At 66.6% G+C, this 21,673-nt stretch carries 18 protein-coding genes and 2 tRNA genes; 12 read left to right on the forward strand and 8 right to left on the reverse strand.

Annotated features, from left to right (window positions below; genetic code table 11):
- Window positions 1-128: 128 nt before the first annotated feature.
- From QRM95_RS17750 to QRM95_RS17765, 4 genes are all read left to right on the forward strand, one after another.
- On the forward strand, window positions 129-3,107 hold the full coding sequence (locus QRM95_RS17750; RefSeq protein WP_285248780.1) for a UPF0182 family membrane protein: 2,979 nt from the start codon (window positions 129-131) through the stop codon (window positions 3,105-3,107).
- Between the two features lie 120 nt (window positions 3,108-3,227).
- A tRNA-Met gene (locus tag QRM95_RS17755) sits at window positions 3,228-3,301 on the forward strand.
- A 145-nt stretch (window positions 3,302-3,446) separates the two neighbouring features.
- Window positions 3,447-3,520, forward strand: a tRNA-Met gene (locus QRM95_RS17760).
- Between the two features lie 136 nt (window positions 3,521-3,656).
- Window positions 3,657-4,589 carry a cytochrome b/b6 domain-containing protein gene (locus QRM95_RS17765; protein WP_285248781.1) on the forward strand — a complete coding sequence of 311 codons (933 nt, stop codon included), beginning with the start codon at window positions 3,657-3,659 and terminating at the stop codon, window positions 4,587-4,589.
- On the opposite strand, the gene QRM95_RS17770 is transcribed toward QRM95_RS17765, so the two are convergent.
- From QRM95_RS17770 to QRM95_RS17780, 3 genes are all read right to left on the reverse strand, one after another.
- Window positions 4,579-6,018, reverse strand: coding sequence for a cryptochrome/photolyase family protein (locus QRM95_RS17770; protein ID WP_285248782.1), 1,440 nt, complete (start codon window positions 6,016-6,018; stop codon window positions 4,579-4,581). The genes QRM95_RS17765 and QRM95_RS17770 overlap by 11 nt on opposite strands.
- Before the next feature lie 88 nt (window positions 6,019-6,106).
- Window positions 6,107-6,895 carry a PspA/IM30 family protein gene (locus QRM95_RS17775; RefSeq protein WP_285248783.1) on the reverse strand — a complete coding sequence of 263 codons (789 nt, stop codon included), beginning with the start codon at window positions 6,893-6,895 and terminating at the stop codon, window positions 6,107-6,109.
- A gap of 108 nt (window positions 6,896-7,003) precedes the next feature.
- The gene (locus QRM95_RS17780; protein ID WP_285248784.1) at window positions 7,004-9,055 is read right to left on the reverse strand and encodes a TPM domain-containing protein; all 2,052 of its coding nucleotides are present in this window, start codon (window positions 9,053-9,055) and stop codon (window positions 7,004-7,006) included.
- 282 nt (window positions 9,056-9,337) lie between these two features.
- Between QRM95_RS17780 and QRM95_RS17785 the strand changes: the two genes are divergently transcribed.
- The 4 genes from QRM95_RS17785 to QRM95_RS17800 all read left to right on the forward strand — a co-directional run bounded on the left by QRM95_RS17785 (window position 9,338) and on the right by QRM95_RS17800 (window position 13,688).
- Window positions 9,338-10,927 carry a S1C family serine protease gene (locus tag QRM95_RS17785; protein WP_285248785.1) on the forward strand — a complete coding sequence of 530 codons (1,590 nt, stop codon included), beginning with the start codon at window positions 9,338-9,340 and terminating at the stop codon, window positions 10,925-10,927.
- Window positions 10,928-11,152: 225 nt separating this feature from the next.
- Window positions 11,153-11,944 carry an electron transfer flavoprotein subunit beta/FixA family protein gene (locus tag QRM95_RS17790; RefSeq protein WP_285248786.1) on the forward strand — a complete coding sequence of 264 codons (792 nt, stop codon included), beginning with the start codon at window positions 11,153-11,155 and terminating at the stop codon, window positions 11,942-11,944.
- Between the two features lie 12 nt (window positions 11,945-11,956).
- Entirely contained in the window at window positions 11,957-12,904 is a 948-nt protein-coding gene (locus tag QRM95_RS17795) for an electron transfer flavoprotein subunit alpha/FixB family protein (protein WP_285248787.1), read from the forward strand.
- Between the two features lie 4 nt (window positions 12,905-12,908).
- Window positions 12,909-13,688, forward strand: a complete 780-nt coding sequence (locus tag QRM95_RS17800) for a PIG-L deacetylase family protein (RefSeq protein ID WP_285248788.1) — start codon at window positions 12,909-12,911, stop codon at window positions 13,686-13,688.
- 67 nt (window positions 13,689-13,755) lie between these two features.
- Here QRM95_RS17800 and QRM95_RS17805 read toward each other — a convergent pair whose 3' ends face one another.
- From QRM95_RS17805 to QRM95_RS17820, 4 genes are all read right to left on the reverse strand, one after another.
- Window positions 13,756-14,595: an anti-sigma factor gene (locus QRM95_RS17805; RefSeq protein ID WP_285248789.1), complete on the reverse strand. Its 840-nt coding sequence runs from the start codon at window positions 14,593-14,595 to the stop codon at window positions 13,756-13,758.
- A gap of 10 nt (window positions 14,596-14,605) precedes the next feature.
- Window positions 14,606-15,214, reverse strand: coding sequence for a sigma-70 family RNA polymerase sigma factor (locus QRM95_RS17810; RefSeq protein ID WP_285248790.1), 609 nt, complete (start codon window positions 15,212-15,214; stop codon window positions 14,606-14,608).
- 208 nt (window positions 15,215-15,422) lie between these two features.
- Complete coding sequence (locus QRM95_RS17815; protein WP_285248791.1) at window positions 15,423-15,890, reverse strand: tRNA (cytidine(34)-2'-O)-methyltransferase; 468 nt, start codon at window positions 15,888-15,890, stop codon at window positions 15,423-15,425.
- 23 nt (window positions 15,891-15,913) lie between these two features.
- Window positions 15,914-16,849 carry a DnaJ domain-containing protein gene (locus tag QRM95_RS17820; protein WP_285248792.1) on the reverse strand — a complete coding sequence of 312 codons (936 nt, stop codon included), beginning with the start codon at window positions 16,847-16,849 and terminating at the stop codon, window positions 15,914-15,916.
- Window positions 16,850-17,026: 177 nt separating this feature from the next.
- Between QRM95_RS17820 and QRM95_RS17825 the strand changes: the two genes are divergently transcribed.
- The gene (locus QRM95_RS17825) at window positions 17,027-17,722 is read left to right on the forward strand and encodes a hypothetical protein (protein ID WP_285248882.1); all 696 of its coding nucleotides are present in this window, start codon (window positions 17,027-17,029) and stop codon (window positions 17,720-17,722) included.
- Here the strand turns inward: QRM95_RS17825 and QRM95_RS17830 are convergent.
- The gene (locus QRM95_RS17830) at window positions 17,692-18,135 is read right to left on the reverse strand and encodes a hypothetical protein (RefSeq protein WP_285248793.1); all 444 of its coding nucleotides are present in this window, start codon (window positions 18,133-18,135) and stop codon (window positions 17,692-17,694) included. The genes QRM95_RS17825 and QRM95_RS17830 overlap by 31 nt on opposite strands.
- A gap of 87 nt (window positions 18,136-18,222) precedes the next feature.
- Here QRM95_RS17830 and QRM95_RS17835 point away from each other — a divergent pair, with 87 nt between their 5' ends.
- The 3 genes from QRM95_RS17835 to mnmA all read left to right on the forward strand — a co-directional run bounded on the left by QRM95_RS17835 (window position 18,223) and on the right by mnmA (window position 21,477).
- Complete coding sequence (locus tag QRM95_RS17835) at window positions 18,223-18,888, forward strand: helix-turn-helix transcriptional regulator (RefSeq protein ID WP_285248794.1); 666 nt, start codon at window positions 18,223-18,225, stop codon at window positions 18,886-18,888.
- A 62-nt stretch (window positions 18,889-18,950) separates the two neighbouring features.
- Window positions 18,951-20,180, forward strand: coding sequence for a cysteine desulfurase family protein (locus QRM95_RS17840; RefSeq protein ID WP_285248795.1), 1,230 nt, complete (start codon window positions 18,951-18,953; stop codon window positions 20,178-20,180).
- Window positions 20,181-20,343: 163 nt separating this feature from the next.
- The gene (mnmA, locus tag QRM95_RS17845; RefSeq protein ID WP_133830982.1) at window positions 20,344-21,477 is read left to right on the forward strand and encodes a tRNA 2-thiouridine(34) synthase MnmA; all 1,134 of its coding nucleotides are present in this window, start codon (window positions 20,344-20,346) and stop codon (window positions 21,475-21,477) included.
- The last annotated feature ends 196 nt before the right edge of the window (window positions 21,478-21,673 follow it).

Genomic DNA, 21,673 nt, shown 5'->3' on the forward strand with positions numbered 1-21,673 from the left:
CCGCCACTCGTGGCACAGATGACGGACCAAGCCAGACGTTTTTGGCCGGTAGGGTACGTCGCTCGCACGCTTCGAATATTCTGACGACCAGCTATGAGGTACCCAGTTTGTCCCGTCCCGCCAGCACCATGCCCACAGGCAGACCCCCTTCACGTCGCGGCGCCCTGACGCCCACCCTGATCGTTGTCGCCCTGGTGGTTGTGGGCTTCATTTTCTTCGCCAACGTCTGGACCGACGTCCTCTGGTACCGGCAGCTGGGCTTCGTCGAGGTCTTCATCACGGAGAACCTGGCCAAGATCGCCACGTTCGTGGCCGGCTTCGCCCTGATGTTCGCCGCAGTCTTCTTCGCGATCCGGATCGCCTACAACGCCCGGCCGGTGTACGCGCCGGACTCCGAGGTGCGGGACAACCTCAACAGGTACCAGGCCCAGCTTGAGCCGGTCCGCCGGATTGTCATGGTGGGACTTCCGGTCCTGTTCGGCCTGTTTGCGGGCAGCGCCGCGGCGAGCCAGTGGCAGAAGGTGCTGCTGTTCTTCAACCAGGTGGGTTTCGGGCAAACCGACCCGCAGTTCAACATGGACATCAGCTTCTACCTGATGACCCTGCCGTTCCTGGGGTTCGTGACCGGGTTCCTCATCAGCGTTGTGGTCATTGCCGGCATCGCGGGGATCCTGACCCACTACCTGTACGGCAGCATCCGGCTCATGGAGCGCGGCGTTTTCACCAGCCGTGCGGCGCAAATCCATATCGCCGTCACGGGTGCGGCCTTCCTGGTGCTCCTGGGCGTCAATTTCTGGCTGGACCGCTTCTCGTCCGTGCAGAACAACGGCGGCCGCTGGGCCGGTGCCCTGTACACCGATGTCAACGCCGTCATCCCCACCAAGGCCATCCTCGCCGTCGCGGCCGCCCTGGTGGCAGTCCTGTTCATCGTTGCTGCCGTCATCGGCCGCTGGCGCCTGCCGGTGATCGGCACGGCCATGCTGATTATTACGTCCATCCTGGCCGGCGGCGTCTACCCGTGGGTGATCCAGCAGTTCCAGGTGCGTCCGTCCGAGCAGACGCTTGAAAGCCAGTACATCCAGCGGAATATCGACAACACCCGCAAGGCGTACGGCCTGGACGGCATCCAGGAAACCCGCTACGACGCCACCAACACGGCCAGCACCGGTGCACTGGCACCTGATGCCCAGACCACCGCCAACATCCGTCTCCTGGACCCCAACCTGATCTCGGACGCCTTCTCGCAGCTGGAACAGTACCGCCCGTACTACCAGTTCCCCAAGGCCCTGAACGTGGACCGCTACGAGGTGGACGGCAAGATCCAGGACACCGTGATCGCGGTACGCGAGCTGAACCCCACCAACGTGCAGACCAACCAGCAGGGCTGGCTGAACCAGCACGTGGTGTATACGCACGGCTATGGCGTTGTGGCCGCGAAGGGGAACAAGTTCACGGTGGACGGCAAACCTGAGTTCCTGCAGTCCGGCATCCCTTCAACCGGCGTCCTCGGCAGTGATTCCACGTATGAGCCGCGGATCTACTTCGGCGAGTCCTCCCCGGAATACTCGATCGTGGGCGCACCTGACGGCGCCCAACCGCGCGAACAGGACCGCCCCTCCGGCAAGGAAGGGGAAGGCGAAACCCAGTACACCTTCAAGGGCAACGGCGGCCCGAACGTCGGCTCCTTCTTCAATAAGGTCCTGTACGCCATCAAGTTCCAGTCCTCGGACCTGCTGCTCTCGGACGGCGTGAACTCCGAGTCGCAAATCCTGTATGACCGGAACCCCCGCGAACGTGTCCAGAAGGTGGCCCCGTACCTGACGGTGGACGGCGGATCCTACCCGGCGCTGGTGGATGGCCGGGTCAAGTGGATCGTGGATGCCTACACCACCAGCCAGTACTACCCCTACTCGCAGCAGAAGCAGCTCTCCGATGCGACGGCTGACTCCCAGACCAGTTCCGGCCGCGCCGTGGCGCTGCCCAACAGCACGGTGAACTACATCCGGAACTCGGTCAAGGCCACGGTGGACGCCTATGACGGCTCGGTGACCCTGTATGCCTGGGACGATACAGACCCCGTCCTCAAGGCCTGGCAGAAGGTCTTCCCGTCCTCGCTGAAGCCGTACTCGGAGATGTCCGGTGCGCTCATGAGCCACGTCCGCTACCCGGAGGACCTCTTCAAGGTCCAGCGTGAGCTCCTGGGGCAGTACCACGTGACGGATCCCACCAGCTTCTACAAGAACAACGACGTGTGGAGCACTCCGGCCGACCCCACGGTGAGTACGGATGTCAAGCAGCCCCCGTTCTACATGTCCCTGCAGATGCCCGACCAGCAGAAGCCGGCGTTCCAGCTGACGTCGTCGTTCATTCCCCAGATTGTCAATGGAAACGCGCGGAACGTCCTTTATGGCTTCCTGGCCGCCGACTCGGACGCCGGCAACCAGGCGGGCGTGAAGGCCGACGGCTACGGCAAGCTGCGGCTGCTGCAGATTCCGCCGGAGACCCAGGTCCCCGGTCCCGGGCAGGCGCAGAACAAGTTCAACTCGGACCCCACTGTGTCGCAGGCCCTCAACCTGTTGCGGCAGGGCGCCTCGGATGTACTGAACGGCAACCTGCTCACCCTGCCCGTGGGCGGCGGCATCCTTTACGTCCAGCCGGTCTACCTCAAGTCGACCGGCGAGACCTCCTACCCGACCCTGCAGCGCGTATTGGTGGCCTTCGGTGACAAGGTTGGCTTCGCGCCCACGCTGGACGCAGCCCTGAAGCAGCTCTTCGGAGGCGATTCGGGTGCAGCTGCCGGCGACTCGGCCAACAACGGGCAGACGCCGGCCGGCCCGGCAGCGCCTTCGACGCCGGCGGAAGCTGATGCGAAGGCCCAGTTGAAGGCGGCCCTGGATGATGCCAACTCGGCCATCCAGGCGGGCCAGGCGGCATTGGCGGCCGGCGACTTCGCCGCCTACGGCGACGCGCAGAAGAAGGTGTCCGCCGCCCTGAAGAAGGCAATGGACGCCGAAGCCAAGATTCCGGTCACGGCTCCGGAGGCGACGCCGGCACCGGCAGCCTCCGGCTCACCGTCGGCGACGCCGTCCCCGTCAGCGAGCCGCTAGTCCGACGACGGCGGCCCGGCATCCAAGCCTCCACGGGCGCGGGTGCCGGGCCGGCGTAACGGACGTCACGCCTCCCCGATTTGGCCTCCGGTTCACCTCCCGGTAAAGTAGTTCTTGCGACGCGGGGTGGAGCAGTTCGGTAGCTCGCTGGGCTCATAACCCAGAGGTCACAGGTTCAAATCCTGTCCCCGCAACTGGAAAAAGGCCCGGACATTGGGAACAATGTTCGGGCCTTTTGCTTTGCCCGCGAAGTGGCCGCAAGCCCTTCGGGCGAGGTGTCCCGTTGGTACTCGAGGTGGTCGGGACGGCTGCAAAAGTAGGGTAGTGTTGATCAAGCGACGCGGGGTGGAGCAGTTCGGTAGCTCGCTGGGCTCATAACCCAGAGGTCACAGGTTCAAATCCTGTCCCCGCAACTCATGAAGGCCCCGCCGGCAGTTACGCCGGCGGGGCCTTCTTTTTGCCTGGATGCGCACAGTTCCTAGTATTCTCTTTCGAGGACCCCACGATCCGTGGGCAGCCATACGCCATTCTTGAGAGGTATGTTGTTCGATGGCCACACCCACGAAGAAGCCCGGCACCGCGACGGGTAAGCGGTCCCGGCTCTACTGGGCGGTTCCCGCCGTCCTCGTGGTGCTGGTCCTGGCAGTGCTGGCCGCCAGGCTGCTAATGGGACTGCCGGCCGTTGCATCGTTCGTGGCCGATTACCCGGGCCACTCTGAACTGCCTGCCGCCGCCCCTGTAGGGTTCCCGGCCTGGCTCGCCTGGCAGCATTTCCTGAACGCTTTCTTCCTGCTCCTGATCATCCGCACCGGGTGGCAGGTACGGACCACCACCCGCCCCAGCGGGCATTGGACCCGCAACAACAAGGGCTTGATCCGCACCAGGAACGCGCCCACCAAGATCAGCCTGGAGCTCTGGTTCCACCTGACGCTTGACACCCTGTGGATCCTGAACGGGCTGGTCTTCGCTGTCCTGCTGTTCGCCACCGGCCAGTGGATGCGGATTGTCCCCACGAGCTGGGATGTGGTTCCCAATGCACTCTCGGCCGCGCTGCAATACGCGTCGCTGGACTGGCCCACGGAAGACGGCTGGATCAACTACAACGCGCTGCAACTCCTGGCCTACTTCGTCACCGTCTTCATTGCCGCCCCGCTGGCGTTCATCACCGGCCTGCGGATGTCCTCCGCGTGGCCAAAGAAGGCGGCCGGGCTCAACAAGGCCTACCCGATTGAATGGGCGCGTGCCGTGCACTTCCCCGTGATGATCTACTTCGTCGCCTTCATCGTTGTCCACGTCTTCCTGGTGCTCGCCACCGGCGCCCTGCGGAACCTGAACCACATGTACGGCCTCAGCGACGACGACGGCTGGTTTGGTTTCTGGGTTTTCCTTGCGTCCGTGGCGGTCATGGTGGCTGCCTGGTTCCTGGCGCGTCCGATCTTCCTGCGCCCCATCGCGTCCCTTATGGGCAAGGTCAGCCGCTAGCCTCGGAGTCTTTGAGCTGCTGGTAGGTGTTCAGCGCCCGCTCCCGCGATTCCGGCAAGTCTACGAGCGGTTCCGGGTAGCCTTGGACCCCTGACTTCCAGGGTTCGTGGATGGCTTTGCCGTCCAGCTCCGAAAGTTCCGGGATGAACTCGCGCAGGTACCTCCCCGCGGCGTCGAATTTCTTGCTCTGCGTGACGGGATTGAAGATCCGGTAGTACGGTGAGGCATCGGCGCCGGAACCCGCCACCCACTGCCAATTGGCCGGGTTGTTGGCGGCGTCCGCGTCCACCAGGGTGTCCCAGAACCATTCCTCGCCCACCCGCCAATCGGTCAGGAGGTTCTTGACCAGGAAGGATGCGGCCGCCATCCGGACCCGGTTGTGCATCCAGCCCGTCTGCCACAGCTGCCGCATGCCGGCGTCCACCAGGGGATAGCCCGTCTTGCCTTGCTGCCACGCCGCAAGTTCCCGTTTCCCCGGCGAACCCCACTGAAACCTGTCGAACGCCGGCCGGAAGTTTTGGGTGGCCAGGTCCGGGTTGTGGAACAGCAGATGCCAGTTGAACTCGCGCCAGCCCAGTTCCGAGCGGAATATTCCGACGTCGGCAGGGACTTTGCGGGGGTGGCGGCGGCGGATCTCCCGCCACACGCGGAACGGGCTGACCTCGCCGAAACGCAGGTAGGGTGACAGCCTGCTGGTGCCGTCGGTGCCGGGGAGGTTCCTGCCCGTGCCGTATTCCTCGATGGGGCCGTCCAGGAACTCCTCCAAGCGGTGTGCTGCACCCTTTTCGCCGGGTTCCCAGGCCTCCGCCAGGCCGCCGCTCCAGTCGGGAGACGTGGGCAGGAGCGCCCAGCTGCTGAGCGTGTCGGAGGCGGGCAGTCCGCGGCCGGAGGGAGCAGGTCCGGGCAACGTGTCCTGTGCTTCCAGGGGGTCCCGGATGTCCGCCGCGGCCAGGCAGGCCCGCCAGAAGGGGGAGTAGACCTTGTACGGGCCACCCGCGCCCGTGGTAATGGTCCAGGGCTCGAAGAGGAGGTTGGCCTGGAAGCTGGCGGCTTCGATGCCGTTGCTTCCCGCCCAGTCCTTGAGCCCGGCGTCAATGGTCCGCTCGGGCAGGCCGTACCGCCGGTTCCAAAAGAGGTGCGACGCCTTGGTCCGGGCAGCCAGTTCCTGGATGATGCCGGCCGCGGGACCGCGGCGCAGTACCAGCCTGGAACCTTTCTTTTCCAGGTCCGCTGCCAGCGCCGCCAGGGAATGGTGCAGCCACCAGCGGGCAGCTCCACCGAGCGGGCGTATTCCTTCGGACTCCTCGTCGAGGATATAGACCACCGTCATGGGACCGCCCAGGCCGGCCGCGGCGTCCAGCGCCGGGTTGTCGTCCAGGCGCAGGTCGTCGCGCAGCCATACCAGGGACGTTTCTTCAGTGGATGCCATAGCACCACGCTACACACTGGAGGCACGACAATGGCCGGGACACCGGTCCCGGCCACTGCCTTGTTCCACGCTGCGGATATGCAGCAGGTCAGAGCTTGTCGAAGTCGGCCTCGTCCACAGTGGATCCGGACGTTGCTGCCTGGCTCCCGGCGCCGAGGGCAGGCTTGCCTCCGGACTTCAGCGCCGCCAGCCTGGCTTCGATCTCCGTCTGCTCTCCCAGGTCCTCCAGCTGGTTGAACTGCGCATCGAGGCTGGACGCGGCCAGTTCTTCCTGCCCGCGTACCTTGGCCTCCTCACGGCGGATCTTCTCTTCGAAGCGGCCAACTTCGCTGGTGGGGTCCATGATGTCGATGCTCTTGATGGCGTCGTGCACCTGCGACTGGGCGGCGGCGGTCTTGGACCTGGCGACGAGTTCGTTGCGCTTGCTGGTCAGCTGGTTGAGCTTGTTCTTCATCTGGTCCAGGCCCACCTTGAGCTTGTCCACGATTTCGCGCTGGGAGGCGATGCTCGGCTCAGCGCCTTTGGCTTCACTCTCAGCCGCCATCTGTCGCTGCAGGGCCACCTTGGCCAGGTTGTCGAACTTCTCGGCATCGGCGACATCGCCGGCGGCCCGGAATTCGTCAGCCTTGCGGGAGGCGGCAAGGGCCTTGTTGCCCCAGTCCTGGGCGTTCTTGATGTCCTCGTTGTAGTCGTCCTCGAGCATCCGGAGGTTGCCGATGGTCTGGGCCACAGCGGATTCGGCCTCTGCAATGTTGTTCGTGTAGTCGCGGACCATTTGGTCCAGCATCTTCTGCGGATCTTCGGCGTTGTCCAGCAAAGAGTTGATATTCGCCTTTGCCAACTGCGCGATCCGGCCGAAAATGGACTGCTTAACCATGGTGTTTGCCTTTCGTCCTGCTCTGTGTTGACCCACTGGAACCGGTGCACAGTGGTGTACTGCTGCTGTCCGCCGGCCGGATTGCTCCGGTGTGTGCCGGCGGAGGGTCTAGAAACTGCCGGAGTCGCCGCCGCCAAAATCGCCGCCGCCGAAGCCGCCGGAGTCTCCGCCCCAGCCACCCCCGCCGCCGGAATCTCCGCCCCAGCCGCCACCGCCGCCCCAGCCGCCGTGGCCGCCGTTCAGGATGGAGTTGATCAGGATGCCACCAAGGATGGCACCGCCCAGGCCGCCGCCCCCGCCGCCGCCAAACATGCCGCCCCGGCCGAAGCCCTGGTTGGCGTAGCCGTCGAAGTGGTCGACGTCTGCCTGGGCCAGTTGTGCCGCCTGCGCCGCCAGGGCATGGGCCTGCTGGGCATAGGTCAGGGCCGTCACCGGATCTGTCCGTGCGATGGACAGGGCGTAGTCGAGGTTGCGCTGGGATTCGGCCAGTCGGGTCCGCGCCTCGGTCCCGACCCCGCCGCGCCGCGCGGTGATGTAGTCGGAGGTTGCGCTGATTTGGGCTTGCGCGGACATGATGGTTTGCTGCAGGGACGCCTGGGCGCGCCGGGCCTGTTCCTGCTGGTCCCGGATGCCGGTCAAGGCCTGGTCCAGGGTCTGGTGCGCGCTTTCGACACGTTGCAGGGTGGCGACAGGATCGATCTTCCCGGCCTGGATTTCGTTCTTCACCTGGGCGAGGGCCGCTTCCACCGCAGCCACGGGCCCCGCCAGTTCGGCGTGGGTTCCGGCCTGGATCATGGCCTTCGCCTGCGCCAGGTCCTGCGCCGTGTCCACCACCGCCGTTTCCACGCTGTTGCGGGCCTCATCGAGGCTGGCGGACAGCTTGGAGATGGCGTCCAGGAGGACGTTGGTTTGGTGCAGGCTCTCCTCGGCTGCGCGGACTGCCACGGCAGCGAGGCTTTGCTCGCCCCCGTCCAGCTTCTGCTGCGCGGTTGCCGAGGCGTTCTGCACGAAAGCCAGCCGCTCCTTGGCCTGGACGATGTTGTCCGAAACCTGAGTCAGCGCGCTGTCCGCGTACTTGGACCGCATCGCGGCAAGTGACTGCTCGGCAGTGGCAATCTTGGCGTCCGCTTCCCGGGCTCCGGCGTTGACGGCAGCGAGGGCCTGGGGCGCGTTCTTTTCCAGCTCACGCAGCGAGTCGAAGTCCGCCTTCTGCTCCTGCAGGGAGGCCAGGGCGGCCTCGGACCGGCGGATAATCTCGCCCAGCCAGGTGCGCTGCTGTTCCTCGGTGTCGGGAATGTGGTCGTCGAGCTGCTGCTGCAATTTGAAGGACTCGCCCATGTGGGCTTTGGCTTCCTCCAGCGCTTTGGTGAAGTTTCCCACGGCGGAGTCGCCGTACTGCGCCTGGGCGAAGCCGAGTTCCTGTTCGCTGGACTTGATGGCGTCATCTGCCTCGATCAGGAGGGAGCCGCTCTTGCGGCGGAGTTCCTCCACGCTCAGTGAGGCCAGTGGGTCCAGTTCGGCACCCTGGGGACCGTAGCTGCCAGTGGAGGCCTGGGATGCAGCCTTCTTCCGGCGGTTCCGGTAGTACAGGTAGGCACCGCCTCCTGCCACTACGACGCCGGCGCCAACCAGGACCGCGGCGCCCGCACCGTCACCGGAGGACACATTGCCGTTGCCGCCATTGGCGGCGTCGCCGATCGCTGAGGCCGTGTCGATGGCAGCCTGCGCGTAGTCCTTCTTGCCCCCGGCCAGGTTGGCGGTGACCGCGTTCTGGCTGATGTTGGCCTGCTTGGACCGGATGGGGCTGCTCGAATTCGTGACGAAATCGAACTTGCCGTCGTCAACAGCAATTGCCAGGACGGCGTCGGCCCTGCCCATGGTCCTCAGCTCAGCTACTTTCTGCGTCCACTGGGCCGGATCGGTCGGGTTGGTGAAGGTCTTCACCGTGACCACGTACAGGTTGTACTTGTGGTCTTTCAGCAGCTTCTGGATGGCGTCCTGGACTTCGCCCTTCCGGTTGCCCAGGACGTTGGCATTGTCAACAATGTTGGTCCCGGAGGGAATGGTTACCGGGTCTTCGGCCCAGGCCGCGCCGGCGGGAACCGCGAGCAGCCCGGCAAGGCCGATCACGGCGAGGAAACGTTTGATCTTTGACCGCATGTGCAACCCTTCAGCACGCCTGACACCGACTCGGGACGAATCAGTCGTCGAATCCAGCAGCGCCCCCACGCTTGGTGTGAAGCCGCAGGTCGCTGTGGCAATTCATCTTGATTCTATGGTGCACCCCACAGCCAGTCCATGCGGCCAAATATGCCGCCAGCGAAACGCACGGCGGGGGTTTACGGGAACGCCATGACGTTCAGGAAGCTTTCAGCAAACATCCGAGCTTGTTCCAGCGGGAACGGTCATAGTTAATGGCAGACAAGGATGAAAGGAAGTCCCATGACTGAGAATCACACGCCAGGACCGGTCCCGGAGGGCAACGCGGGCAGCCGGAACCCCTGGCAGCAGCAGGACCCGCAGCAGCCCGGAGCCGGCCCGGCGGCACCTCAGTCCGGGGACGGGGGCAGCGCCGGCCAGGAGCAGGGTCGCTACGGCGCAGCTGACCAGCAGCACAACCCCACGGAACGGCTGGACCAGCCGCAGGACCACACCCAGGAGCTCCCGGGCGCTCCCCGCCCCGTATACCCGCAGCGGCAGCCCTTCTATGGCCAGTCCGGATACTACGGCCAGCAGCAGAACGGCCAGCCCGGCCAAGGCCAGGGGCCCGGTATGCAGCACGGAAGTGTCGGCCTGGCGCCCAATCCGAAGGATGCTCCGCGCCGGAAAGCGACCTTCGGTATCGGCACCCTTATCGCCAGCATCCTCGCCGCAGGCCTTGTGGGCGGCGGCGTGGCAACGGTGGGTGCAGGTGAACTGTTTGGAAACGCCGGCTCCAGCACCTCGTCGGTGGGCGGCAGCAACCAGCCGGGAACTGTCATCGTGAACAACAAGGACGACGTCAACGCCATTACGGCCGCCGCGGTGAAGGCTTCCCCGAGTGTGGTTACCATCAGTGCCACCAGCGGCAGCTCCGGCGGCACCGGTTCGGGCATCGTCCTTGACGACCAGGGACACATCCTGACCAACACCCACGTGGTCACGCTGGACGGCCAGACGGCCAACGCCACCCTTGAAATCCGCACCAGCGACGGGAAGGTCCTTCCCGCGAAGCTGGTTGGCACGGACCCCCTGTCTGACCTCGCGGTGATCAAGGTGGACGACACCTCAAGCCTCACCCCTGCCACCCTGGGGGATTCCTCCAAGCTCAACGTGGGTGACACCGCAATCGCCATCGGTTCACCGCTTGGGCTGACCGGGACGGTGACGGACGGCATTGTGTCCACGCTGAACCGGACCATCAGCGTGGCATCGTCGGCAGCCCCGCAGGGTGGTGACAACAGCCAGGGCGGTGACCAGGGCTTCCAGTTCGCGCCTCCGGGCGGCGGGCAAAGCCAGCAAAGCTCGAACCAGGGATCCATCGCCATCAACGTCATCCAGACCGATGCCGCTATCAACCCCGGCAACTCCGGCGGCGCGCTGGTCAACAGCAAGGGTGAGATCATCGGCGTGAACGTGGCCATCGCCTCCGCGGGCTCCGGCACCTCGACGTCCCAGAGCGGCAACATCGGCGTCGGGTTCAGCATCCCCATCAACAACGCCAAGCGCGTGGCCCAGGAGATCATAGACAACGGCAAGGCCTCCCATGGCCAGCTCGGTGTCAGCGTCAAGGCGAAGACCACTTCCGGTGCAAACTCGGAGTTCTCGGTAGGCGCCGACGTCGCCACGGTTGACGCCAGTTCGCCGGCGGGAAAGGCCGGGATCAAGGTGGGCGACGTGATCACCAAGTTCAACGACCTCAGCATCGGTGAACCGAACCAGCTGACCGCGGCGGTCCGCGAGCAGCCGGCAGGTTCCACGGTCAAGATCACGGTCCAGCGCGGCGGCAAGGAGCAGACGTTCGACGTCACGCTCGGCGCGGCAGCCAGCTGATAGGCCTACGCCATCACGACGGCGGCGTCCCCACCCCGGGGGCGCCGCCGTCGGCTTGTCCGGCGCAAAGGAAAACTTGACACAGGCGTTAACGGAAGAGGGCGCCCGGACGCGTCGATATGGTTAGCTAGGAGCTACCCGCCTGCCGGGCATTCCGCGGCCATGACCTACCCGGCTGGCTGTCCACAAGCATGGAAGGCTGCTGTAACCACAGTGGAAGAGACATTGAAGATCGTAGTCCTGGTCAAACATGTACCGGACGCCCAGTTCGACCGTCACCTGGGTGGCGAGGGCAACACCGCGGACCGCAACGAGAGCATCCTGTCCGAGCTCGACGAATACGCCCTGGAAGCTGCCCTGCAGCTTGCCGAGGCCCGAGGCGGAAGCAAGGCCGGCAACCAGGTCATCGCCCTGAGCATGGGTCCTGCCGGCGCCGTCAACGCCGTGAAGAAGTCGCTGCAGATGGGCGCCACCGAAGGCGTCCACCTCACGGACGACGCGCTCGCGGGCTCGGACGCGGCCGCAACCTCCCTGGCGCTCGCGGCGGCCGTCCGGCACTTGGGCGGCGTGGACCTGGTCCTCACCGGGATGGCGTCCACCGACGGCGAGACCTCGCTGGTCCCGGCCCAGCTGGCAGAGCGGCTCGGGCTGCCGCAGGTGACCTTCGCTTCCTCGCTGGAGGTCGACGGCGGCCGGCTCACCGCCCGGCGCGATGCCGACACGTCGTCGGAAACCGTGGAAGCAGCGCTGCCCGCGGTCGTGTCCGTCACGGACCAGATCAACGAGCCCCGGTACCCCAACTTCAAGGGCATCATCGCGGCCAAGCGCAAGAGCATCACCACGCTCTCCCTGGCCGACATCGGCGTGGACCCGGCCCAGGTCGGCTTTGCCGGGTCCTGGACCACCGTCACCAGCGCCGAAGAGCGGCCGCCGAGGACCGCCGGCACCATCATCACCGACGAGGGCGACGCCGGCATCAAGCTGGTTGACTTCCTGGCCGCCCAGAAGCTGCTTTAAGGGGACAACGACATGGCAAAAGTACTCGTATTCATCGACAACCCCGGAGCTTCGCTCAAGAAGAGCAGCCTGGAGCTGCTGACCCTGGCACGTTCCCTGGGGGAGAGCGCCGTCGCGGTCAACGGAGACCTTTCCGACGACGTCGCGGCCACCTTCGCGGAATACGGTGTGGGCACCGTCCTGCACCCATCGGCCCAGGACCTGGGCGACTTCCTCGTCGCGCCCAAGGCAGCCTACCTGGCCGCAGCGGCAGAGGCAGCCGGCGCCGGGATCGTGCTGCTGGACAACTCTCCGGAAGGCAAGGAGATCGCGGCGCGGCTGGGCATCAGGCTTAACGCCGGCGTCATCACCGACGTCGTCGCCGTAGACCCGGACGGCACCGCGCACAAATCGGTCCTCGCCGGCTCGTACAACACCTCCTGCAGGGCCACGACGGCCGTTTCCGTACTCACGCTCAAGGCCAACAACGTGGTACCGGAACCCGCGCCCGCACCCACCACGCCCGAAACGGCAACCGTGGAGGTGCCCGCCGTCGCCAGCGCTGCCCGCATCACTGCCCGCGAGCAGAAGGTGGCCAGCGGCCGCCCGGACCTCACGGACGCCCGGATCGTCGTTGCCGGCGGCCGCGGGATGGACGGCGACTTCGGTCCCGTCGAGGAGCTGGCCGATGCCCTCGGTGCCGCCGTAGGAGCTTCCCGTGCAGCCACCGACGCCGGATGGATCAGCCACGACGCACAGGTGGGGCAGACCGGCAAGACCGTTTCCCCCCAGCTGTACATCTCGGCAGGCATCTCAGGCGCCATCCAGCAGAAAGCCGGCATGCAGACGTCCAAGGTCATCGTCGCCGTGAATAAGGATGCCGAATCCCCGGTCTTCGAGATTGCCGACTTCGGCATCATCGGGGACGTCTTCGACGTCCTGCCCCAAGCCGCGGCTGAGATCAAGAAACGAAAAGGCTGATCCGTTGACTGCTTCCAGCGAGCAGGCAGGGAGCCCGTTCAACCCGGAAATACACCGGGTTGGGCGGGTGCTCTGTTTTGCGGCGCACCCCGACGACATCGACTTCGGCGCAGCGGGAACCATCGCCGCGTGGACGGCTGCGGGGGTGGAGGTGAGCTACTGCATCATGACCGACGGCGATGCCGGCGGTTTCGATCCTGCCCACCGCGCGGACATCATCGCGATGCGCGACGCCGAACAGCGCCGGGCAGCGGAGCTGGTGGGGGTCACTGACATCCACTACCTCCATCAGCGTGACGGCTACCTTGAGGCCTCCCACGAGGTGATGAAGGGCGTGGTGCGGCTGATCCGCGAAGTCCGCCCCGACGTCGTCCTTGCCATGCATCCTGAACGGAACTGGCAGCGGATCCAGAAGAGCCACCCGGACCACCTGGCAGTGGGGGAGGCGGTGACCCGGGCCGTGTACCCGGCACTGGAGAACCCGTTCGCGTACCCCGAGCTGGCGGAAGCTGGGCTGGAAGCGTACAAGCTGCCGTGGCTCTGGCTTTATGCGGGACCGGAGGAGCGGGAAAACCACTTCGTCGATGTCACCGACCAGGTGGATGCGAAACTCGCCGCCATCCATGTCCACGTGAGCCAGCACCCGGATGTGGAGGCCATGGAAGCCACCGTGCGCCAGGGCATGCGCACCAACGCCGCACGGGCAGGAATGCCGCGCGGGCGCAGTGCCGAGGCTTTCCACGTGGTGGCGGTCAACGGGCCGGGCACCATCGCCGGCTTCTAGGACGCAAGAAGCGCCCCGTTCCCATCATGGGAGCGGGGCGCCTTGGTGTTGGGCGCCGGATGCCGGGTCAGGCGCCGAGTGGGGCCGCCGCAACCGTTGGCAGCGTGGGCGCCTTCGAACCACCGGCCGGTTCAACGGTGATGCCCAGCGAAGCAGCCGAATGGATGCCCTGGACCACGGCAGGCTTGGAGAGTGCCTGTTCGTCCATCAGGCCCTGCGACACCGGGGCGGAGCCGTCCTTGGGAATGAGCCACATCTGGTAGACCTTGCCCGCCGGCGGAGCGGGAACGCCGCTCATTTTCACCACGGCGGCATCCTCGGACGCGGAGATCAGAACCGTCGCCTTGCCGCCGCCTTGAACGTTGACGGAAGCCTCGCGGAGGTCCCCGGCACGCACGACCTGGTTGACGGGGTCATTCTGGTCGGCCAGGTAGGCGCCAACTCCCACGCCGCCCAGGGCAATCGCTGCCGCGGCTGCTACGCCCACCAGCCAGCGCCTGGTGCCGGACGGGCGGCGCTCCGCCCTGCGCTTGCGGGCCTCGGCGAGCTCGTCGGTTGGTTCTGCCGGTTGTGCCGCGCCTCCGGCCGGGGGCGCCACTTCAGAACCGGTGCGCCCGCTGCCCACGGGAAGCTGGGCCACGATGCGTTCGAACAAGTCCGACGGCGGCTCCTCCTCCACGCGGAAGGTGCGGGCCAGCGTCTCCCGGGACTGGCGGACACGCTCCAGGAAGACCAGGCGCTCGGTCTCCGGTGCGGTGGATATGTAGTGGTCAATGGCGTCGCGTTCCTGCTCCGTGACCGCGTCAAGGGCGTAGAGTTCGGCGAGGTCGATGGCACGGCCTGCCGCAAGGTCCATGGCGACGGTGTCGCCAAAGGCACGCGAACGGTCGTTGCGGCTGTTGTCCATTTCGTTCAATTCAACTCACCCCCAAGCAGGTCTTCAAGCGGATCAGTCCATCGCGGATGCGGGACTTGATGGTGGGAACAGCGGCATTCAGCCGTTCGGCGACTTCCCGGTAGGTCAGCCCGCCATAGTAGGCCAGGCGCACGGACTCCTGCTGTGTTTCGGTCAGCGTCTCCAAGCAGCGCACCACAGCCTCGGCCTCGAGCCGGCTTCCGACCTCATCGGAGACGCTGTCGTGGTCGATGTCCTGGGTGCTGGCCCCGTATTTCGCCTCCCGGTCCGTGGAGGACTGCGTGGACCGTACCTTGTCCACCGCCCGCCGATGCGAGATGGTCATGAGCCAGGACAGCGGGCTCCCGGCCTGCGGATCGAACTTGGCCGCGTTCTGCCACACCTGCAGGAAGACTTCCTGCGTAGTGTCTTCACTGAGTTCGGGATCGATCAGGACCCGGCGTGCCATGCCGAAAACCCGGCGGGACGTGAGTTGGTAGAACTCGGCAAAAGCGGCCTGATCCCCGCGGGCAACAGCGGCCAGCAGAGTTGACAGCCGCTGGCTGATGTCGGCTGGGGGATCAGTCACCGCGGCGGAGCCTTCGGGATTCGGCGCGTTGGGAGTTTCCATCACTCCCAAGCATAAGTCTCCGGCGGGAGATTCCCGGGCAGTCCCGCTGCTGTTGCGGTGTTCGCGCCTGGAATGCGCCTCCAGTAATGTCACCTGCCGCTCCTTGCTCCGCTCGAATGTGTTTCAAAAGGCATTCGAAGCCGTGCGGCAGGTGGATGGGACGGACGCAAAAAGAGTCCTGCCCCGGGTGTCCCCGGTGGGCGGGGTGCTAGAGCTTGGCGCCGGCGAAGCCCTGTTGGCGCCACGCTTCGTAGACGGCTATCGAGGCGGCATTGGCGAGGTTGAGGGAGCGCAGCGCCGGGAGCATGGGGAGGCGGACTGTTGCGGTCACGTGCGGGTCGGTCTTCAGCTCCGCCGGCAGGCCCACGGATTCGCGGCCGAACATCAGGATGTCGCCCGGCTGGTACGGGATGTCGGTGTAGCTGGTTGTACCGTCCGCGGTGAAGGCGTAGACCCGCTCCGGCTTGAGGTGTTCCCAGGCGTCGTCGATGCTCCGGTGGACTGTCACGACGGCGAGGTCGTGGTAGTCCAGGCCTGCGCGGCGCAGTTTGGCATCGGAGAAGTCGAAGCCCAGGGGTTCCACGAGGTGCAGTTCGGCCCCGGTAATGGCTGCGAGGCGGATGGCGTTGCCGGTATTGCCGGGAATTTCTGGGGCATGGAAGAGGATGCGGAACACCTCCCCATCCTAGCCAACCGCCGTCAGTGCATGCCGCGCAGCAGCCTGGCCAGGACCGGCACGTTCACAGTGTTGGGTGCCGGTCCTGCGGCAAGGAACTCCTTCAGGCCGCGCACCAGGCCGGCCGCGTTAACGATTTGGACCGTTTCCACGGGCCCTGCCGGGCGGCGGTGGTGGTCGATCACGGGCTCATGGAGGTTGCCGTCCGGGCTGAACACCACGGTCCACCCCGTGACGTTCAGTTCCGGGAAGATGTCCTGCATGGCCCACACCACCTGGGCTAGCTGCGGGGGCGCCACGGCACGCCCCCCGTGATTGAGGGTGCGGCCGTCCCAGGCATAGGCGCCCTTGGGCAGGAGCATCGAGTTGACCAACGCGAGGCGGTAGCCGGACAGCACGGCGTGGTCAATGTGGCTGTTGTCCGCCGGCGATTGCAGGCCGTTGATGAGCCGGGCCGCGGGGATGGCCGTGAGCACCTGGCGGGAGAGAAGCTGCACTGTGCGCATTTCACGCTGTATCCGGGCCTCGGCGCCGAAGATTCCCCTCTTCCGGGGCATCCCATGGACCTGCTGGCGGGCCTGCTCCAACGGAATCAGGGGGACGTCGCCGCTCCCTCCGTACGGCGGAACGTAAATGGGAGGATCCCCGGCGGTGTTCCGCCCGCCGCCCGGCCGGCGGACTGTGGCGGACGCCCGGCTCCCTGCCGCCGGAGCGTCGAAGTGGGCGCCGGCATCGGTCGGAGCGGTGCCCGCCCCGTAGGAGCGGTCGTAGGCCTTACGGCGCTGCGGATCAATCAGCGTCTCGTAGGCAGCGGTGACCCTGCGGAACGTTGCGGCATCACCCCCGTGGTCCGGGTGGGCAGACCTGGCTGCGCGCCGGTACGCCGCCTTGATCTCTTTCTCAGTGGCTGTGACGGCCACACGGAGGACCTGGTAGTGGGAGCTGCTGCTCTCGGTCAAGCAATCGTCCTGTTCTTCAAGCGCCACGGGGAAAGCGAAGTGCCCGCCCAGTCTAGCCAGCGCGGATTGCCGGCCTTCACTGTCAACGAGCGTCCGGGGTGCCCGGGTTCCCTGCGGCCGGAGTTTAGACTCGTGGATGCACGGCCGAACACCGGCTGGAGGGGATGCGGGGTGGAGATGGATTTTGCGACGACGGCCCGGCCGGCGGGCCGGGCATGGCACCTGGGGGCGCCGCTGGCGGTGGCGGGGCTGGGGGCTGTGCTGCTGGCCGGCTGCAGCGTGGATGTCCGTGACCCCGCTGCCCCGGAAACGCCGCCAGGCACGCCGGTCCTGTCCACCCCGACGATCACCCCCGGCCACGACGCTGCGGCAGTGGCAGCCCGGGACCTGCCTTTTGCGGCCGGGGGCACCCTGGCCCCGGGCGTTCCGGTAGGGATCTCTGACGAGCTGAAACGTGCACCGGGGTGGAAGCAGGTCACTGAGGACGTATCCGGTGCGAGCCAATACGCCAAGGCTGACGGCTGCGTGGTTGCGGCCCGGGTCAGTACCGGGCAGGGCCCGCTGGTCCGGGGGGACGACCGGGAGTCCACGGTGGCCCTGTTCCAGTACCTGGACGCCACCATCCAGCCCTCGTATTTGACAACGGAATCGTTGCAGTGGGGCGGAAGCGTCGAAGAGCCCGGCAAGAGTGTCGAGGTCCTCGTGCTGGAACCTGCCGCGCACGGCGGAAAGTCGACTGCGGTTCTTGCCAGGGTCTTCGGCACTGCGGGGTCGTCAGCCTACATCTCCGTCTCCTGCCCGGATCCGGGAACGCTCGCTGCCGCCCGGAAGGATGTGTCGCGCTACCTGCCCTTGGTGCCGCCGTCGGCCTGAGCCTGGCGGTTCCCGGCCGACAGTCGGTTGAGGGCGAGCGCACCCACCAGGAGTCCGAAGTCGCGCAGGGCCACGTCGTAGAAGCTTCCAAGGAGGAGCAGGTTGACGATGATCCCGGCGAGCCAGGCGGCCACCAGGAGTGAGCCGAAGCGGGGGCGGACTGCCACCGCGATCCCCGCAATGATCTCCACCACGCCCACCACGTCCATGAAGGTTCGTGGGGCCAGAGGCACCAGGGCAGTCGCCTGGGGTGCCAGATAGACGGTCCAGTCGGTGAGGATGTTCGTGAACTTGTCCAGGCCGAACAGGACCGGGGCGACCGTGAAGACAGTGCGCAGCAGCAGGAAGGCCTGCCGCGTGGCCGGCTCAGTGGCCGGTGCAGGGTGTGCGCGCACTGCCGATGCTGGTTTCATGACGTGCTCCTTCTAAAAGTAGGTATGCCAATTTTAGAAACCTGATGTTCTATAATCAAGAGATCTTGACTATGGATTGGTGGGACCGTGTATCGACTTCCCTGGGCCGGCAGGATTGCCGCCGTTGCCTCGTTGGCGGACGCCAAGCGGCTGCAGCTTTTCGAGCTGGTCGCGGCCTCCCCGCGGCCGGTGGGCCGGGACGAAGTGGCCGAATCCGTTGGCCTGGCGCGGAGCACGGTCTCGTTCCACCTGGACAGGCTGGTCCAGGACGGCCTGCTGGCTGTCGAGTTCCACAAGGCGCCTGGAAAGGCCGGCCCGGGTTCCGGCCGGCCGGCCAAGATGTACCGGCGGGCGGCAGGGGAAGTGGGAGCGACGGTACCGGACCGCAACTATGACCTGGCCGGCGAGTTGATGGCGGCCGCCATCGAAGCGTCCGAGGCCGGCAGTGGACCGGTGGGTGAGGCGTTGCGCGCAGCTGCCATCCGGAAGGGCTGCGAGCTGGCGGAAGCGGCCGGGAGCATGGGGGATTTCCTGGCCCAGGCCGGCTACCGGCCCCAGGACGACGGCGATGGCGGCTACCTGCTGCCCAACTGCCCCTTCCACCGCCTTTCCAACCAGCACGCGTCCGTCGTGTGCGACATGAACGGCGCATTCCTGCGGGGAGCGGCGGCCGGATGCGGCGAGCCCGGGGACCGCGTGGCGTCGGTGGACCTTCCCGGCCACTGCTGCGCGAGGATCACCCGCGCGTCCTGAGCGGTGCCCGGGCTGGCTCCCCGGGCCGGGGCTGCCGCGGCAGCGGGCGCTAGAATTGGACGGTGCCCGCCTACCTCGACCACGCCGCCACCACGCCGCTCACCGGTGCGGCCCTCACCGCACTGACGCGTGAGCTGGCACGTACCGGAAACCCTTCGTCGTTGCACGGTTCCGGCCGCCGTGCCCGGCGCGCCGTGGAAGACGCGCGCGAGACCATTGCCGCCGCCGTCGGGGCACACCCGTCAGAAGTGATCTTCACCTCCGGCGGCACCGAATCGGACAACCTCGCCGTGAAGGGCTTGTACTGGTCCCGCGTGGCAGAGGACCCCAGGCGGCGCCGCATCCTTTGCTCCGCCGTCGAGCATCACGCGGTGCTGGACACCGTCGAATGGCTTGAGCGCCACGAGGGCGCGGCCGTTACCTGGCTGCCCGTGGACAGCGAGGGCGTGGTGGATCCCGTCATCCTGGAGGCGGAGCTGGCGCGCGACCCCGGCAGCGTGGCCCTGGTGACCGTGATGTGGGCCAACAACGAAGTAGGCACCATCCAGCCCGTCCACCGCATCGTGGAGCTGGCCCACGCGGCCGGCGTGCCCGTCCACTCCGACGCCGTCCAGGCATTCGGTTCCCTTCCCGTGGACTTCAAGGAATCCGGCCTCGACGCAATGTCCATTTCCGGCCACAAGATCGGCGGCCCTGTCGGAGTGGGCGCGCTCCTGCTGGGCCGCTCGGTCACCTTGACGCCGGTGCAGCACGGCGGCGGCCAGGAACGCGACGTGCGCTCCGGGACGCTGGACACGGCGTCCATCGCGGCCTTCGCCGCCGCTGCGGAAGCCACTGCCGACGCGCGCGACGGGGAAGCTGCACGGATCGCTGCCCTGCGTGACCGCCTTGTGGACGGCGTCCGCGAACGGATTCCCGAGGCCGTACTCCGTGGCGCGTCTGGTGACGGCCGGCTGCCCGGCAACGCGCATTTCACCTTCCCTGGCTGCGAGGGAGATTCGCTGCTGTTCCTCCTGGACCTGGCGGGCATCGAATCGTCCACCGGTTCTGCCTGCACCGCGGGTGTCCCGCGGCCCTCCCATGTGCTGCTGGCCATGGGCCTGGACGAGGAAACCGCGCGGGGTGCCCAGCGGTTCAGCCTGGGACACACCTCCACCGAGGCCGATGTCGATGCCCTGCTTGCCGCATTGCCCGAGGCCTATGCGCGTGCACGCCAGGCCGGAATGGCCGGGCACGAGTCCACCATCCAAACCGCAGGTACCGTGGCGCGGCAGGGGCTGCACGGCAGCTGATCCCTCGGGGGCCCTGATGCCTTGGGCGGGTTTGCCGGGTCAGATCCCGGCGGCTCGGGGCGATTTGCGCGGGTCCGTAGAATGGATAGGCGAAGATCGTTTCCGCCGCCCGGCCTTGCCGCCCGGGCCCCGGTAAGCCAGCATCCCCCAACAGAAAGCCAGCATGCGAGTACTAGCAGCCATGAGCGGCGGAGTTGATTCCGCCGTTGCCGCCGCCCGCGCGGTCGAGGCCGGGCACGACGTCGTCGGCGTCCACCTTGCCCTGTCCCGCATGCCCGGAACCCTCCGCACCGGCAGCCGGGGCTGTTGCACCATCGAAGACTCCCGGGACGCCTGGCGTGCCTGCGACGTCCTGGGTATTCCCTACTACGTCTGGGATTTCTCCGAGCGTTTCAAGGAAGACGTCGTCCAGGACTTTATCGACGAATACGCCGCCGGCCGTACCCCCAACCCGTGCATGCGGTGCAACGAACGGATCAAGTTCGCAGCGCTTCTCGAAAAGGCCATCGCCCTGGGCTTCGACGCCGTCTGCACCGGCCACTACGCCAAGGTGATCGAGGACGCTGACGGCAACCGGGAACTCCACCGCGCAGCCGACTGGGCGAAGGACCAGAGCTACGTGCTGGGCGTCCTTACCCACGAGCAGCTCAAGCACTCGATGTTCCCCCTGGCCGACACGCCCTCCAAGGCCGAGGTCCGTGCGGAAGCTGAGCGCCGGGGGTTGTCGGTTGCCAACAAGCCTGACAGCCACGACATCTGCTTCATTCCCGACGGCGACACCGCCGGCTGGCTCGCCGAGAAAATCGAGATGACCACAGGTGACATCGTGGACGAGTCCGGGGCCAAGGTGGGGGAGCACCCTGGAGCCAACGCCTTCACGGTCGGTCAGCGCCGCGGACTCAAACTGGGCACCCCCGCCGCCGACGGCAAGCCGCGCTTCGTCCTGGAAATCCGGCCCAAGGAAAACAAGGTGGTTGTGGGTCCCGAAGCGCTGCTGGCCATCGACGAGATCCGCGGCATCAAGGTCTCCTGGGCGGGCCTTCCCATTTCCGAGGTGGACTCGGGGGCGGAATTCAACTGCCACGCCCAGGTCCGTGCGCACGGGGATCCCGTACCCGCCACTGCCTGGATGGAACCGGCACGGGACGGCGCTGCCGGCAGCCAGCTGATGGTCCGCCTGGAGGCTCCGCTGCGCGGTGTGGCCCCGGGCCAGACCGTGGTGCTGTACCAGGGCAGCCGCGTGCTGGGCCAGGCCACCATCGACGCCGCACGGTCCCTCCAGCGGGCCGCGCTGTAACCCTGCCGTTCCCGGTACCGCCACGATTCCGCCGTGGCGGTACTTTGCCGTGCCCAAGGCCGGTGGCCTGCACGATTCCTCGTCGCACTCCCGGGTAACTATTGAGAAAATATTGTGTTTCAACTCACAGAAATGGCCGTCTCGAGGGCAGACTCTCTGATTGAATCTAGGGATCAGCACTGCACGCCGGCGTCTG

Origin of the sequence: Pseudarthrobacter sp. efr-133-R2A-89 (genome assembly GCF_030209315.1) — a bacterium.
Taxonomy (GTDB): Bacteria; Actinomycetota; Actinomycetes; order Actinomycetales; family Micrococcaceae; genus Arthrobacter.

Excerpts from the sequence above, each read along its gene's own strand:
- QRM95_RS17750 (WP_285248780.1), top strand. The coding sequence starts at position 129 with ATGCCCACAGGCAGACCCCCTTCACGTCGCGGCGCCCTGACGCCCACC.
- QRM95_RS17765 (WP_285248781.1), top strand. The coding sequence starts at position 3,657 with ATGGCCACACCCACGAAGAAGCCCGGCACCGCGACGGGTAAGCGGTCC.
- QRM95_RS17770 (WP_285248782.1), bottom strand. The coding sequence starts at position 6,018 with ATGGCATCCACTGAAGAAACGTCCCTGGTATGGCTGCGCGACGACCTG.
- QRM95_RS17775 (WP_285248783.1), bottom strand. The coding sequence starts at position 6,895 with ATGGTTAAGCAGTCCATTTTCGGCCGGATCGCGCAGTTGGCAAAGGCG.
- QRM95_RS17780 (WP_285248784.1), bottom strand. The coding sequence starts at position 9,055 with ATGCGGTCAAAGATCAAACGTTTCCTCGCCGTGATCGGCCTTGCCGGG.
- QRM95_RS17785 (WP_285248785.1), top strand. The coding sequence starts at position 9,338 with ATGACTGAGAATCACACGCCAGGACCGGTCCCGGAGGGCAACGCGGGC.
- QRM95_RS17795 (WP_285248787.1), top strand. The coding sequence starts at position 11,957 with ATGGCAAAAGTACTCGTATTCATCGACAACCCCGGAGCTTCGCTCAAG.
- QRM95_RS17805 (WP_285248789.1), bottom strand. The coding sequence starts at position 14,595 with ATGGACAACAGCCGCAACGACCGTTCGCGTGCCTTTGGCGACACCGTC.
- QRM95_RS17810 (WP_285248790.1), bottom strand. The coding sequence starts at position 15,214 with ATGGAAACTCCCAACGCGCCGAATCCCGAAGGCTCCGCCGCGGTGACT.
- QRM95_RS17825 (WP_285248882.1), top strand. The coding sequence starts at position 17,027 with ATGGATTTTGCGACGACGGCCCGGCCGGCGGGCCGGGCATGGCACCTG.
- QRM95_RS17830 (WP_285248793.1), bottom strand. The coding sequence starts at position 18,135 with ATGAAACCAGCATCGGCAGTGCGCGCACACCCTGCACCGGCCACTGAG.
- mnmA (WP_133830982.1), top strand. The coding sequence starts at position 20,344 with ATGCGAGTACTAGCAGCCATGAGCGGCGGAGTTGATTCCGCCGTTGCC.